The 14,289-nt window shown below is 69.1% G+C and carries 11 protein-coding genes and 3 pseudogenes; all 14 read left to right on the top strand.

The window, feature by feature from the left end:
- Positions 1-2 precede the first annotated feature (2 nt).
- Positions 3-1,433 (top strand): UDP-N-acetylmuramoyl-tripeptide--D-alanyl-D-alanine ligase, encoded by a 1,431-nt coding sequence (locus H1D24_RS23090; protein WP_181659565.1) that lies wholly within the window; start codon positions 3-5, stop codon positions 1,431-1,433.
- Positions 1,430-2,503 (top strand): phospho-N-acetylmuramoyl-pentapeptide-transferase, encoded by a 1,074-nt coding sequence (gene mraY, locus H1D24_RS23095; RefSeq protein WP_181659566.1) that lies wholly within the window; start codon positions 1,430-1,432, stop codon positions 2,501-2,503. The genes H1D24_RS23090 and mraY overlap by 4 nt, the downstream gene beginning before the upstream one ends.
- Entirely contained in the window at positions 2,485-3,912 is a 1,428-nt protein-coding gene (gene murD, locus H1D24_RS23100) for a UDP-N-acetylmuramoyl-L-alanine--D-glutamate ligase (RefSeq protein ID WP_181659567.1), read from the top strand. Before mraY ends, murD begins: the two co-directional genes overlap by 19 nt.
- A gap of 13 nt (positions 3,913-3,925) precedes the next feature.
- Positions 3,926-4,232: pseudogene (locus H1D24_RS23105) on the top strand (FtsW/RodA/SpoVE family cell cycle protein); the annotation flags it as partial.
- Positions 4,233-4,309: 77 nt separating this feature from the next.
- Positions 4,310-4,820: pseudogene (locus H1D24_RS23110) on the top strand (glycosyltransferase); the annotation flags it as partial.
- A gap of 391 nt (positions 4,821-5,211) precedes the next feature.
- Positions 5,212-5,757, top strand: a complete 546-nt coding sequence (locus H1D24_RS23115) for a hypothetical protein (RefSeq protein WP_181659568.1) — start codon at positions 5,212-5,214, stop codon at positions 5,755-5,757.
- A gap of 351 nt (positions 5,758-6,108) precedes the next feature.
- Positions 6,109-6,255, top strand: a complete 147-nt coding sequence (locus H1D24_RS23120) for a hypothetical protein (protein WP_181659569.1) — start codon at positions 6,109-6,111, stop codon at positions 6,253-6,255.
- Positions 6,256-6,324: 69 nt separating this feature from the next.
- Positions 6,325-7,720: pseudogene (locus H1D24_RS23125) on the top strand (Mur ligase family protein).
- A 233-nt stretch (positions 7,721-7,953) separates the two neighbouring features.
- Positions 7,954-9,312, top strand: coding sequence for a putative lipid II flippase FtsW (ftsW, locus tag H1D24_RS23130; protein ID WP_181659570.1), 1,359 nt, complete (start codon positions 7,954-7,956; stop codon positions 9,310-9,312).
- 6 nt (positions 9,313-9,318) lie between these two features.
- Positions 9,319-10,407, top strand: a complete 1,089-nt coding sequence (gene murG, locus H1D24_RS23135) for an undecaprenyldiphospho-muramoylpentapeptide beta-N-acetylglucosaminyltransferase (RefSeq protein ID WP_181659571.1) — start codon at positions 9,319-9,321, stop codon at positions 10,405-10,407.
- 34 nt (positions 10,408-10,441) lie between these two features.
- Complete coding sequence (locus H1D24_RS23140; RefSeq protein WP_181659572.1) at positions 10,442-11,242, top strand: cell division protein FtsQ/DivIB; 801 nt, start codon at positions 10,442-10,444, stop codon at positions 11,240-11,242.
- A 285-nt stretch (positions 11,243-11,527) separates the two neighbouring features.
- Positions 11,528-12,721 carry a cell division protein FtsZ gene (gene ftsZ, locus H1D24_RS23145; protein WP_181659573.1) on the top strand — a complete coding sequence of 398 codons (1,194 nt, stop codon included), beginning with the start codon at positions 11,528-11,530 and terminating at the stop codon, positions 12,719-12,721.
- Between the two features lie 18 nt (positions 12,722-12,739).
- Positions 12,740-13,468: a peptidoglycan editing factor PgeF gene (gene pgeF, locus H1D24_RS23150; RefSeq protein WP_181659574.1), complete on the top strand. Its 729-nt coding sequence runs from the start codon at positions 12,740-12,742 to the stop codon at positions 13,466-13,468.
- A 5-nt stretch (positions 13,469-13,473) separates the two neighbouring features.
- The gene (locus tag H1D24_RS23155) at positions 13,474-14,193 is read left to right on the top strand and encodes a YggS family pyridoxal phosphate-dependent enzyme (RefSeq protein ID WP_181659632.1); all 720 of its coding nucleotides are present in this window, start codon (positions 13,474-13,476) and stop codon (positions 14,191-14,193) included.
- The last annotated feature ends 96 nt before the right edge of the window (positions 14,194-14,289 follow it).

The following is a 14,289-nucleotide window of genomic DNA, read 5'->3' on the forward strand; positions in this document are numbered from 1 at the left end:
TTGTGATCGCCCTCTCCCTCGCCGAGATCGCTGAAATCGTCGGCGGGCAGACCCACGACATACCGGATCCGTCCGTGCAGGTCACCGGACCGGTCGTCCGGGACTCCCGCGAGGTCGAGCCCGGGAGCCTCTTCGTCGCCTTCGCCGGCGAGCGCGTCGACGGCCACGACTTCGCCGCCGACGTGGTCGCCGCGGGCGCGGTCGCCGTACTCGCGTCGCGGCCCGTCGGCGTCCCCGCCGTCGTCGTCGACGACGTGCAGACGGCGCTGGGCGCCCTCGCCCGCGCCGTCGTCGAGCGGCTGGGCGCGACGCTCGTGGCCCTCACCGGCTCCGCGGGCAAGACGAGCACCAAGGACCTCATCGCGCAGGTGCTCCGGACCAAGGCTCCGACGGTCTTCACACCCGGCTCCTTCAACAACGAGATCGGGCTGCCGCTCACCGCGCTCAGTGCCACCGAGGAGACCCGCTACCTCGTCCTGGAGATGGGCGCCCGCGGCCTCGGCCACATCCGCTACCTCACGGACCTGACCCCGCCGAGAATCGGCGTCGTACTCAACGTGGGCACTGCCCACATCGGCGAGTTCGGCGGCCGGGAGCAGATCGCCGAGGCCAAGGGCGAACTCGTCGAGGGGCTCCCCGAGGACGGCGCGGCCGTCCTCAACGCCGACGACCCCCTCGTACGTGCCATGGCATCGCGTACGAAGGCGCGCGTGATCCTCTTCGGAGAGTCGGACGACGCGGACGTACGCGCCGAAAACGTCCGGCTCACCGAGGCAGGACAGCCCTCGTTCAGCCTCCACACACCCTCCGGGTGCAGCGATGTGACCATGCGCCTGTACGGTGAGCACCACGTGTCGAACGCGCTCGCCGCGGCCGCCGTCGCCCATGAGCTGGGCATGTCCGCGGAAGAGATCGCCCTCGCGCTCTCCGAGGCGGGCTCCCTCTCCCGCTGGCGTATGGAGGTCACCGAGCGCCCGGACGGCGTGACGGTCGTCAACGACGCCTACAACGCGAACCCCGAGTCCATGCGGGCCGCTCTGCGCGCACTCGCCGCGATGGGCGAGGCCGCACGGGCCAAGGGGGGCCGCACGTGGGCGGTGCTCGGTCAGATGGCCGAGCTCGGTGACGAGGCGCTCGCCGAACACGACGCGGTCGGACGGCTCGCCGTCCGGCTGAACGTGGGCAAGCTCGTCGCGGTCGGGGGCAGGGAAGCCGCCTGGCTGCAGATGGGCGCATACAACGAGGGTTCGTGGGGTGAGGAGTCGGTGCACGTGTCCGACGCACAGGCGGCCGTCGACCTGCTGCGCAGCGAGCTGCGCCCGGGCGACGTCGTACTCGTGAAGGCCTCCAGGTCGGTGGGCCTGGAGCGGGTTGCAATGGCGCTGCTCGAACAGGACACGGCCGCCGCCGAGGGTGAGGTTGCCGCCCGATGATGAAGCAGATCCTGTTCGCGGGAGTCATCGGTCTCTTCCTGACGCTGATCGGCACGCCGCTGCTGATCAAGCTGCTGGCCCGCAAGGGCTACGGCCAGTACATCCGCGACGACGGCCCTAAAGAGCACCACAGCAAGCGCGGTACGCCCACCATGGGCGGCATCGCGTTCATCCTGGCGACGATCGCCGCGTACTTCCTGTCGAAGGTGATCACGGGCAAGCCGCCGACGTTCTCCGGTCTGCTGGTGCTCGGCCTGATGGGCGGCATGGGCTTGGTCGGCTTCCTCGACGACTACATCAAGATCGTCAAGCGGCGTTCGCTCGGTCTGCGGGCCAAGGCGAAGATGGCGGGCCAGTTGATCGTCGGCATCGCCTTCGCGGTGCTCGCGCTGCAGTTCGCCGACAACCGCGGCAACACCCCGGCCTCCACCAAGCTCTCCTTCGTGCAGGACTTCGGCTGGACCATCGGCCCGGTACTGTTCGTCGTCTGGGCGCTGTTCATGATCCTCGCCATGTCGAACGGCGTGAACCTCACCGACGGTCTCGACGGCCTCGCCACCGGCGCCTCCGTGCTGGTCTTCGGCGCGTACACGTTCATCGGCGTCTGGCAGTGGCAGGAGTCCTGCGCCAACGCGGAGACGCTCACCAAGGCGCCCGCCTGCTACGAGGTACGAGATCCGCTCGACCTCGCCATCGTCGCGTCCGCCCTCATGGGCGCCTGCCTCGGCTTCCTGTGGTGGAACACCTCACCCGCCAAGATCTTCATGGGCGACACCGGTTCGCTCGCCCTGGGCGGCGCGCTCGCGGGCCTGGCGATCTGCTCGCGCACCGAGCTGCTGCTCGCCATCCTCGGCGGGCTGTTCGTCCTGATCACCATGTCCGTGGTCATCCAGGTAGGCTCGTTCCGCCTCACCGGGAAGCGCGTCTTCCGGATGGCACCGCTGCAGCACCACTTCGAGCTCAAGGGATGGTCCGAGGTCCTCGTCGTAGTCCGCTTCTGGATCATCCAGGGCATCTGTGTGATCGTCGGACTGGGACTCTTCTACGCGGGATGGGCGGCCGACAAGTGACCGACTGGCAGGGCAAGCACGTCACCGTCGCCGGGCTCGGCGTCTCCGGTGTCCCGGCGGCCAGGGTCCTGCACGGTCTGGGCGCGGTCGTCACGGTCGTCAACGACGGCGACGACGAGCGCTCCCGGGCGCAGGCCGCCGAGCTGGAGGCCGAGGGCATCACGGTCAGGCTCGGCGACGGGGCGACCCTGCCGGAGGGTACGGAGCTCATCGTCACGGCGCCCGGCTGGAAGCCGGACAAGCCGCTGTTCGCAGCGGCAGCCGCGGCGGGCGTCCGCGTCTGGGGCGATGTCGAACTGGCCTGGCGCCTGCGCGGCCCCGACGCCGCTCCCTGGCTCGCGGTCACCGGCACCAACGGCAAGACCACGACCGTCCAGATGCTCGCCTCGATCCTCCAGGCGGCAGGGCTGCGCACGGCTGCGGTCGGCAACATCGGGGTCTCGCTGCTGGACGCCGTCCTCGGCGACGAGAAGTACGACGTCCTCGCGGTCGAGCTCTCCAGCTACCAGCTCCACTGGGCGCCGTCCCTGCGCGCCCACTCCGCGGCCGTGCTGAACCTGGCCCCCGACCACCTCGACTGGCACGGCTCCATGGAGGCGTACGCCGCCGACAAGGGCCGTATCTACGAGGGCAACAAGGTCGCCTGCGTCTACAACGTCGCCGACAAGGCCACCGAGGACCTGGTGCGAGGGGCCGACGTCGAGGAGGGCTGCCGCGCGATCGGCTTCACGCTGGGTACGCCAGGGCCGTCCCAACTCGGCGTGGTGGACGACATCCTGGTCGACCGCGCCTTCGTCGAGAACCGGCACCAGCAGGCCCAGGAGCTCGCCCAGGTCTGCGACGTCAACCCGCCGGCCCCGCACAACATCGCCAACGCGCTGGCCGCCGCAGCCCTGGCGCGCGCCTTCGGCGTCGAGCCGGCCGCCGTACGGGACGGCCTGCGCGCCTTCCGGCCCGACGCGCACCGCATCGCGCACGTCGCGGACGTGGCCGGTGTTGTGTACGTCGACGACTCCAAGGCCACCAACACTCATGCAGCGCAAGCCTCGTTGGCGGCCTACGACTCGATCGTGTGGCTCGCGGGCGGGCTCGCGAAGGGTGCTACCTTCGACGAGTTGGTCGCTGGGTCGGCGCAGCGGCTGCGCGGCGCCGTGCTGTTCGGCGCGGACCGCGCGCTGATCCGGGACGCGCTTGCGCGACACGCGCCCGAAGTGCCGGTCGTCGAGCTCGACCGGACCGACACTGGGGCGATGCCGGTGGCGGTCCGGGAGGCGACGAAGTTGGCGCAGGCCGGGGACACGGTGCTCCTGGCTCCCGCCTGTGCCTCCATGGACATGTTCGCCAACTACAACGAACGCGGAGACCGCTTCGCGGACGCCGTCCGTGAACTCGGTGCCGCCAGCGACTGAGCCGGGGACGTCGATGCCACCTCGTAGCCTCGTCCTGCGCGTCCGGCGCGCCTGGGACAGGCCTCTCACCGCCTACAACCTGATCCCCGGGAGCAGTCTGCTCATCACCGCGCTCGGGCTGGTGATGGTGTAGTCGGCGTCCATGATCAAGGCGTTGCAGCTGTCGCGTGCCCGCCTCGTACTTTTCGCAAGTAGTTCGTGGCCGCCGTGATCGGCGGTGTGCTGCTGTACGCGGCGGCGCGAATGCCCGTGAAGCTGTACCGGGCGCTGGCCTATCCGATCCTGGCGGGCTTGTCTTCCTGATGGTGCTGGTGCAGGTTCGCCGTCACCGGGGAGGAACTCGGCCTCGCGGGGACGCTGTCGGTGGTCGCGCTGTTCGCGGCCTCGGCATCGGTGCGGCTCGCAGGGCGCCCGGCGGCTGAACGAGGTCGTGGAATGCGTGGCCCCGTATCTGCAGCGCTCCGGCGTGCAGATCCTGCATGTGGTCGGCCCCAAGAACGAACTGCCGCATGTGGGCAACATGCGGGGGATGCCAGTCTATCACCCGGGTACCGTATGTGGACCGGATGGATCTCGCCTACGCCGCGGCCGACATGATGCTCTGCCGCGCGGGCGCGATGACCGCCGCCGAACTGTCCGCCGTCGGGCTGGGGCCGAGCATGTCCCGCTGCCCATCGGCAACGGCGAACAGCGGCTCAGCGCCAAGCCTGTGGTCAACGCCGGGGGCGGCCTGCTGGTGGACGACGCGGAGCTCAACCCGGACTGGGTGCGCGAGAAACGTGCTCCCGGTGCTCACCAACCAGCAGCGGCTGCACGACATGTCCCGCGCCGCCGCGGAGTTCGGACGGCGTGATACGGACGATCTGCTTGCCGGCATGGTGCACGAGGCAATCGGTCGGGCGGCGTAGGACGGATCGGGCGGGACTGTGGTCGGGGTGTTATGCAGGCCGCCTCGGCTGCGGGCAGACTGCGGAGTGTCAAGTTCGTCGAGGTGAGTCGAGGCCACCGCATCTGTTGCGGCTCCAGGTAAAGGAGGGTGAGGACTCTTACCGCGTAGCTGTAAGCCGCATGGTCCGCAGGTAGTTGTGACGCCAGCGCCCCAGCTGGGTCACCGAGTCGACATCAAGCAGTGCGGCGCGGCGTTACTCCAGACCATCCTTCGGCACTGGAGGAAGGAAGCGGCCCTCGTTCCACTTTTACGATGCCGTCCTGTCGTTACTCCTCAGGCCGAGCTTTATGTAACGATCAAATAACGGCGCGCTGATCAACTGTTGCGAATCCTCCTAAAGGGGAGTCGCGATGATTGACCCAACGGCTACACGGGAGAATGATCCTGCATCACATGGGATGCGCTCCCATGTCCAGGAATCTAGGAGATTATCCTTGCTTTTCACTCGGAAATTGCGTGCAGCGGCGGTGACTTCCGCCACCGTTGGGGTGTTCCTTCTGGTCACCGCAACCCCTGCCTCAGCCGCAAACAGGACGATGTGGACGAATGACGGTGACCCAGGTGGCTATGTCTACTTTGACCCGTACGGCGACATCGTCATAGCGCACGACAGCCAGAATGACGGCAAGGACGTACACGTTACGGTCTGGGACGAGACGAAGGACCCCGACGATTTTCGGTATGATCTCTACACCGATGGGGATTACGACGGTTCAAATTCGTCGGCGGAGGGGAGCTGGGGTGTTCCTTACGACCTCGCGGAGGGCAACTGCATCAAATTCCGCGTCCGGCTCGTAGACGAAAACGACCACAGCGTAGTCGTGTCGGGGAGCACGGACTACGCTCAGTGGCGCAACAACAATACGGACCCGGCTGACTGCTCCTCCGTTGAGTGAGCGAGTCTGATCGCGATGGCTGCGCGTGAACGGGGCACGGTTGGTCGCCCCGGGGCCGTGACGCAGTGAAGCTCCTCACCGGGAGTGCCAACGCCAGATAACACAAGTAGCTTCGTGATCATCAGTCGTGCCAACCGCGACGTGCCGTCGGACCTGGTCTCCTGAGCTGGAAAACCCGATTGCCGCCTCAAGAGATCAGGTCGGCGGCTGCTGGCGCCCTCTGACGAGCTGGGGCGAGGCCATGGTGCTGCACGTCTACATCGCCAATGACGACACATTCGCCCAGGTCGGCGAGGATTCTGGATCGGCGCCGAGACCGCTTGCCGGTACGTCAATGAGGGACTGGAGGCGGTGGCGCGGTTCGCGCCGCCCCTGGCCGACGCCGGGGACGAGCGCCGCCTGCTGCTGGACGGCACCTTCATCCGCACCCGGCGGTGCGCCGCCCTGGCCACCGCGGACAACGGCGACCCGCTATGCACCCCGTCAAGCACGGCATGACTGCGCAGGCCCTACAGGTACCCGCAGTGAACTGTGCGTCCTCAGCGTTCGGCCGGGCTCGACGCGGACCTGACCGCCGCACGTCGACTGCATCGTCACCACCTCGCCGGTCTCGGCGTGAGCGGCAGCAGTGCCGCCCGCGCCCTGGCCGGTCTCGGCGCGACCGTGACCGTGGTCGACGGCGGCGAGGTGCTGCGCGCCCGTGCGGCCGACCTCGCCGAGCTCGGCGTCACCGTGCGGCTCGGGGACGCGGACACGCTGCCCGACGGCACCGACCTCGTCGTCGCCTCGCCCGGCTGGAAGCCGTCGTCGCCGCTGTTCAAGGCGGCCACCGAAGCGGGCGTGGACGTCGTCGGCGACGTCGAGATCGCCTGGCGGCTGCGCGGCCCGGACGCCGCGCCCTGGCCCGCGGTCACCGGTACGAATGGCAAGACCACGACCACGCAGATGCTCGCGTCGATCCTGCGCGCCGCGGGGCTGCGCACGGCCGCCGTGGGCAACATCGGCACGCCGATCATCGACGTGGTGCTCGGAGACAGGGCTGCGCGCGAAGCGCGTTCGATTGAGGGCGCTGGTGGGCGACGGGAGGGAGACGCGTACGACATCTTCGCCGTCGAGCTGTCCAGCTACCAGCTGCACTGGGCGCCGGGCCTGCGTGTCCACTCCGCAGCGGTGGAACCTCGCGCCGGACCACCTCGACTAGCGCCGCCTGTGTCTACAACACGGCGGACAAGGCCACCGAGGACCTGGTGCGCGAGGCCGACGTCGAGGAGGGCTGCCGCGCGATCGGCTTCACGCTCGGCGCCCCCGGGCCGTCCCAACTCGGCGTTGTGGAGGGCATTCGTGCCTTCGTCGAGAACCGTCACAAGCAGGCGCAGGAGCTCGCGGAAGTATCAGATGTAAATCAGCCCGCGCCGCACAACATCGCCAACGCGCTGGCCGCGGCGGCCCTCGCACGCGCCTTCGGTGTGTCCGCGTCCGCCGTACGCGACGGGCTGCGGTCCTTCGCCCGGACGCGCACCGCATCGCGCACGTCGCGGACGTGGCCGGTGTTGTGTACGTCGACGACTCCAAGGCCACCAACACTCATGCAGCGCAAGCCTCGTTGGCGGCCTACGACTCGATCGTGTGGCTCGCGGGCGGGCTCGCGAAGGGTGCTACCTTCGACGAGTTGGTCGCTGGGTCGGCGCAGCGGCTGCGCGGCGCCGTGCTGTTCGGCGCGGACCGCGCGCTGATCCGGGACGCGCTTGCGCGACACGCGCCCGAAGTGCCGGTCGTCGAGCTCGACCGGACCGACACTGGGGCGATGCCGGTGGCGGTCCGGGAGGCGACGAAGTTGGCGCAGGCCGGGGACACGGTGCTCCTGGCTCCCGCCTGTGCGTCGATGGACATGTTCACCAACTACAACAAGCGCGGTGAGGCGTTCGCGGAGGCGGTTCGCGCCATGGCGCCGGAGGCGCCCTGAGCGGGGTTGGGTCCGCGTTCGCCGCGGGCGCGCCGGAACCCATGGGAGGGACGCGTTGGCAGCGTCGTGGCTGAGGTTTCGTCGGCGGGTGTCCGCCGGTGGTCGTCCGCTGTGCCAGCCGTCCCCCATTGCCCTAAGGGCATGGGAGGTACCCCCATTTCCCCCAGCGCCTGAAGGGCCCGGGGGGACCCCCAGCGGGACGATCTCCCACAGCGGTGGCGGGGGTGCTGTTGATGCCTGCTAGCTCCAGTCGTACTCCTGCCAAGCGGCCCCCCGTACGCCCCACCCCTCTCCGTCCCCCGCGCGACAACCCCCTCCGGCGGCTCCACACCCAAGTCCGCCGTGCCTGGGACCGGCCGCTCACCGCGTACTACGTGATCCTCGGCAGCAGTCTGCTGATCACCGTGCTCGGCCTTGTGATGGTGTACTCGGCGTCCATGATCAAGGCGCTGCAGTTGTCGCTGCCCGCCTCGTACTTCTTCCGGAAGCAGTTCGTGGCCGCCGTGATCGGTGCGCTGCTGCTGCTCATCGCCGCGCGGATGCCCGTCAAGCTGCACCGTGCGCTGGCGTATCCGATGCTCGCCGGCTCTGTCTTCCTGATGGTCCTCGTGCAGATTCCGGGGATAGGGATGGCGGTCAACGGCAACCAGAACTGGATCTCGCTTGGCGGCCCCTTCCAGCTCCAGCCCAGCGAGTTCGGCAAGCTGGCCCTGGTGCTGTGGGGGGCCGATCTGCTGGCCCGCAAACAGGACAAACGGCTGCTGAGCCAGTGGAAGCACATGCTGGTGCCGCTGGTTCCGGTGACGTTCATGCTGCTCGGGCTGATCATGCTCGGCGGCGACATGGGCACGGCCATCATCCTCGCCGCGATCCTCTTCGGACTGCTCTGGCTCGTGGGGGCTCCCACCCGGCTCTTCGCCGGCGTGCTCTCCGGGGCCGCCCTGATCGGCGCGATCCTCATCAAGACCAACCCCAACCGCATGGCCCGGCTCTCGTGCATCGGCGCCACCGAGCCCGGCCCCAACGACATGTGCTGGCAGGCCGTCCACGGCATCTATGCCCTGGCCTCCGGCGGACTCTTCGGTTCCGGCCTCGGTGCCAGTGTGGAAAAATGGGGTCAACTGCCCGAAGCGCACACGGACTTCATCTTCGCCGTCACCGGGGAGGAGCTCGGCCTCGCGGGGACGCTGTCGGTTCTCGCACTCTTCGCGGCTCTAGGCTATGCGGGTATCCGCGTGGCCGGACGCACGGAGGACCCCTTCGTGAGGTATGCCGCGGGAGGCGTGACCACCTGGATCACGGCCCAGGCCGTGGTCAACGTCGGTGCGGTGCTCGGCCTGCTGCCGATCGCCGGAGTCCCGCTCCCGCTGTTCTCCTACGGTGGGTCCGCCCTGCTGCCGACCATGTTCGCCATCGGGCTGCTGATCGCGTTCGCACGCGAGGAACCCGCCGCACGGGCGGCGCTTGCGATGCGGCAACCTGTCTTTGGTAGAAAGCGGGCTGCGGTGAGAGGCTCCGAGAGTGTTCGGGGGCCTCGGAGATGGAACACGATGCGACGGCGCGCCACGGCGCGTACGTCCGGAGAGCGGTGAATTTCGGTGCATGTCGTACTCGCCGGTGGGGGGACCGCCGGCCACATCGAGCCCGCGCTCGCCCTCGCGGACGCCCTGCGCAGGCAGGACCCGACCGTGGGGATCACGGCCCTCGGCACGGAGCGCGGACTCGAGACCCGTCTCGTACCGGAGCGGGGTTACGAACTCGCGCTGATCCCCGCCGTCCCGCTGCCCCGTAAGCCCACGCCCGAGCTGATCACTGTCCCGGGCCGGCTGCGCGGCACGATCAAGGCGGCGGAGCAGATCCTGGAGCGCACCAAGGCGGACGCGATCGTCGGCTTCGGCGGCTATGTGGCGCTGCCCGGCTATCTGGCGGCCAAGCGGCTCGGGGTGCCGATCGTGGTGCACGAGGCCAACGCCCGCCCTGGCCTCGCCAACAAGATCGGCTCGCGGTACGCGGCCCAGGTCGCCGTCTCCACGCCGGACAGCAAGCTGCGCAATGCCAGGTATGTCGGCATCCCGCTGCGGCGCTCCATCGCCACGCTGGACCGCGCCGCCGTGCGTCCAGCGGCCCGCGCCGCCTTCGGGCTCGACCCCAACCTGCCGACGCTGCTCGTCTCCGGCGGCTCGCAGGGCGCCCGCCGCCTCAACGAGGTCGTGCAGCGCGTCGCCCCGTTCCTCCAGCAGTCCGGCATCCAGGTGCTGCACGTGGTCGGCCCCAAGAACGAACTGCCGCATGTGGACAACATGCCGGGAATGCCGCCCTACATCCCGGTACCGTACGTGGACCGGATGGACCTCGCGTACGCCGCGGCGGACATGATGCTCTGCCGCGCGGGCGCGATGACCGTCGCCGAGCTGTCCGCCGTCGGGCTTCCGGCCGCATACGTCCCGCTGCCCATCGGCAACGGAGAGCAGCGGCTCAACGCCCAGCCGGTGGTCAAGGCGGGCGGCGGGCTCCTCGTCGACGACGCCGAGCTCACGCCCGAGTGGGTGCAGGGCAACGTCCTGCCGGTGCTGGCGGACCCGCACCGGCTGTACGAGATGTCCCGCGCCGCCGCCGAGTTCGGCCGCCGGGACGCCGACGAGTTGCTGGTCGGCATGGTGTACGAGGCGATCGCCTCGCGCCGCTAGGGCACTGCGCGCATGTGACAGAAGGCAGGGGAGCGTGGCCGGAGCGACTACCGCCGAGCATGGTGAATGGCAGCCGCCGGCGTCCGGCCCGCCCCTGCCACCGGGGCCCGGCGGCAGGCCGCGGCTCCGGGTGCGACGTCTCCGTGTCCTGATCCTGCTGATCGTCGTCGTCGCCCTGCTCGGTGCGGGAGCCGTCTGGGTGCTCTACGGCTCGCAGTGGCTGCGCGTCGAGAAGGTCACCACCTCGGGCACGCAGGTCCTGACGCCCGGAGCGGTGCGCGAAGCAGCCGCTGTTCCGGTCGGCTCGCCGTTGATTTCAGTCGACACCGATGCGATTGAGGATCGGTTGCGCCGGAAATTGCCCCGAATTGACTCGGTTGATGTCGTCCGTTCCTGGCCGCATGGAATCGCACTCAAAGTGACCGAACGCAAGCCGGTACTCCTTATCAAAAAGGACGAAAAGTTCATCGAAGTGGACGCCGAAGGGGTCCGATTCGCTACCGTCGGCAACGCCCCCAAGGGCATCCCGATGCTGGAATTGACGGCGGATCAGTCGGCGAGCAGACAGCGCTTCGGAGCGGAGCGTCTCGTGCGGGAGGCGGTACGGGTCGCCGGCGACGTCCCGGCCGCGGTGGCCCGCATCACCCGGATCGTCAAGGTCCGTACGTATGACTCCATCTCGCTGGAGTTGACAGGCGATCGCACCGTCGCCTGGGGGAGCAGTGAGCGGGGGCGCGCGAAGGCTGCCACACTCTCCGCCCTGATGAAAGCAGCCCCGGGGGCCCGGCACTTCGACGTCAGCGTTCCCACCGCCCCTTCCTTGTCAGGGAGTTGACGGACGTCGTCGCAGGCCAGCACCCTGGTTGTTCATCGCTATGGGTGATCACATAGGGTGAAAAGAAAAACGGGAGGTTCGGCGTGTTCGTTGAACGTGCGCCACTTGTCGACTTAGTGTCCTGTTCGTAAGGGTCAAACGAAAACCAGCAACAGGCACACGGGTAACCCTAAACTTCAGGCTTAGGGTTCGGGTCGGCGTTCGGACCGTCCCATTCGGCATCAGTCGTCGGATCGCAGCACTCGCGAGGCGGCGACACGTAACTCGAGGCGAGAGGCCTTCGACGTGGCAGCACCGCAGAACTACCTCGCAGTCATCAAAGTCATCGGTGTCGGCGGCGGTGGTGTCAATGCCATCAACCGGATGATCGAGGTCGGTCTCAAGGGTGTCGAGTTCATCGCCATCAACACCGACGCGCAGGCGCTGTTGATGAGCGACGCCGACGTCAAGCTCGACGTCGGCCGCGAACTCACGCGCGGACTCGGCGCCGGAGCCAACCCGGCCGTCGGCCGCAAGGCCGCAGAGGACCACCGCGAGGAGATCGAGGAGGTCCTCAAGGGGGCCGACATGGTCTTCGTCACCGCCGGCGAAGGTGGCGGCACCGGCACCGGCGGCGCACCCGTCGTGGCCAACATCGCGCGCTCCCTCGGAGCACTCACCATCGGCGTCGTCACGCGCCCGTTCACCTTCGAGGGCCGCCGCCGCGCCAACCAGGCCGAGGACGGCATCGCCGAGCTCCGCGAAGAGGTCGACACCCTCATCGTCATCCCCAACGACCGGCTGCTGTCCATCTCGGACCGCCAGGTCAGCGTGCTGGACGCGTTCAAGTCCGCCGACCAGGTGCTGCTCTCCGGTGTCCAGGGCATCACGGACCTCATCACCACGCCCGGCCTGATCAACCTCGACTTCGCCGATGTCAAGTCCGTGATGTCCGAGGCGGGTTCGGCACTCATGGGCATCGGCTCGGCCCGCGGCGACGACCGCGCGGTGGCCGCGGCCGAGATGGCCATCTCCTCGCCGCTGCTCGAGGCGTCCATCGACGGCGCCCGCGGAGTGCTGCTCTCGATCTCCGGCGGCTCGGATCTCGGTCTCTTCGAGATCAACGAGGCCGCCCAGCTGGTGAGCGAGGCCGCCCACCCCGAGGCCAACATCATCTTCGGTGCGGTCATCGACGACGCACTCGGCGACGAGGTCCGGGTGACCGTGATCGCCGCCGGCTTCGACGGCGGGCAGCCCCCGGCCAAGCGGGACAACGTCCTCGGCGCGTCCTCCGCCAAGCGCGAGGAGCCCACGCCGGCCCGCCCCTCCGAGACCCGCCCGGCCTTCGGCGGCCTCGGCAGCGTCACCCCGCGCGAGGACAACGCCTCCGCCGAGCCCGAGCCGGTCGCGGCGAGCGAGCTGCCGCCGCCGGTGCCGCCGTCCCGGACGTACTCGGACAGCGCGGCCGAGGAACTGGACGTACCGGACTTCCTGAAGTGACGGACCGGACACGCTGAAGTGATAGGACAGCACGACATCGTGGGCGGCGCCCACTTCGCCTTCACCGACAGGTGGGGCGGGGTGAGCGCCGCTCCGTACGAGGAGCTCAATCTCGGCGGTGCGGTCGGCGACGACCCCGACGCCGTACGCACCAACCGCGAACTGGCGGCCAAGTCGCTCGGGCTCGATCCTGCTGGTGTGGTGTGGATGAACCAGGTGCACGGGGCCGACGTCGCCGTGGTCGACGGGCCATGGGACACGTCCCCGCTGCCGTCGGTCGACGCGATCGTCACCGTCCGGCGCGGCCTCGCACTCGCCGTACTCACCGCGGACTGCGTCCCGGTCCTGCTGGCTGACCCGGTCGCCGGAATCGCGGCCGCCGCCCACGCCGGACGGCCGGGCATGGTGGCCGGGGTGGTCCCCGCCGCCGTCGAGGCGATGGTGAAGCTGGGCGCCGAGCCGGACCGCATCACCGCCCGTACCGGCCCCGCGGTCTGCGGGCGCTGCTACGAAGTGCCCGACGTGATGCGGACCGAAGTCGCCGCCGTCGAACCGGTGGCGTACTCCGAGACGAGTTGGGGCACCCCCGCGGTCGACGTGACCGCCGGTGTGCATGCACAGCTCGAGCGGCTCGGGGTGCGCGACCTGGAGCAGGCGCCGGTGTGCACGCTCGAGTCGGGCGACCACTTCTCGTACCGCCGCGACCGCACCACCGGGCGGCTCGCGGGCTATGTCTGGCTGGACTGATGGGCATGACGGACCGTAAGGCTCAACTCGCCGCGAATCTGGCGAAAGTCGAGGCGCGTATCGACGCGGCGTGCGCGGCGGCGGGCCGCAAACGCGAAGAAGTGACCCTGATCGTGGTCACCAAGACCTATCCGGCGAGCGACGTGCGGATCCTGTCGGAACTCGGTGTGCGGCACGTGGCCGAGAACCGCGACCAGGACGCCGCCCCGAAGGCCGCCGCATGCTCGGATCTGCCTCTTGCATGGCACTTTGTCGGCCAGTTGCAGACCAACAAGGTCCGTTCTGTGGTCGGTTATGCCGATGTGGTGCAGTCCGTCGACCGTTCCCGGCTTGTCACGGCGCTCTCGAAGGAGGCCGCCCGGGCCCAGCGTGAAGTCGGCTGTCTCATCCAGGTCGCGCTCGACGCGGACGAGAGCGGCCGGGGGGCGCGGGGCGGCGTGGGGCCGGGCGGAATCGAAGAGTTGGCCGACCTCGTTGCGGGCGCGCCCGGGCTCCGGCTCGAGGGACTGATGACGGTCGCGCCGCTCACCGGACCGTACGCGGGCCGCCAACGCGCTGCGTTCGACCGGCTGATGGAATTGGCAACCCTCGTGCGCCGGAGTCATCCGGCTGCGAACATGGTGTCAGCAGGGATGAGTGCGGACCTCGAACAGGCCGTGGCGGCCGGGGCGACACATGTGCGCGTCGGTACGGCGGTACTCGGAGTCCGACCCAGGCTCGGGTAACGTCGCCAAGAAGTCGGACCACAGCAGAAAATATGGTCATTCCCGCCGATAGCGGGGCGGACTTGTGGATCGCGGGCACTTGGTTGGCGTCAGCCG

The organism is Streptomyces himalayensis subsp. himalayensis, assembly GCF_013778455.1.
Taxonomy (GTDB): domain Bacteria; phylum Actinomycetota; class Actinomycetes; order Streptomycetales; family Streptomycetaceae; genus Streptomyces; species Streptomyces himalayensis.

Coding starts and splice junctions, on each gene's coding strand:
- murD (WP_181659567.1), top strand. CDS start 2,485: ATGGGCGGCCGACAAGTGACCGACTGGCAGGGCAAGCACGTCACCGTC.
- mraY (WP_181659566.1), top strand. CDS start 1,430: ATGATGAAGCAGATCCTGTTCGCGGGAGTCATCGGTCTCTTCCTGACG.
- ftsW (WP_181659570.1), top strand. CDS start 7,954: ATGCCTGCTAGCTCCAGTCGTACTCCTGCCAAGCGGCCCCCCGTACGC.
- H1D24_RS23155 (WP_181659632.1), top strand. CDS start 13,474: ATGACGGACCGTAAGGCTCAACTCGCCGCGAATCTGGCGAAAGTCGAG.
- H1D24_RS23115 (WP_181659568.1), top strand. CDS start 5,212: ATGATTGACCCAACGGCTACACGGGAGAATGATCCTGCATCACATGGG.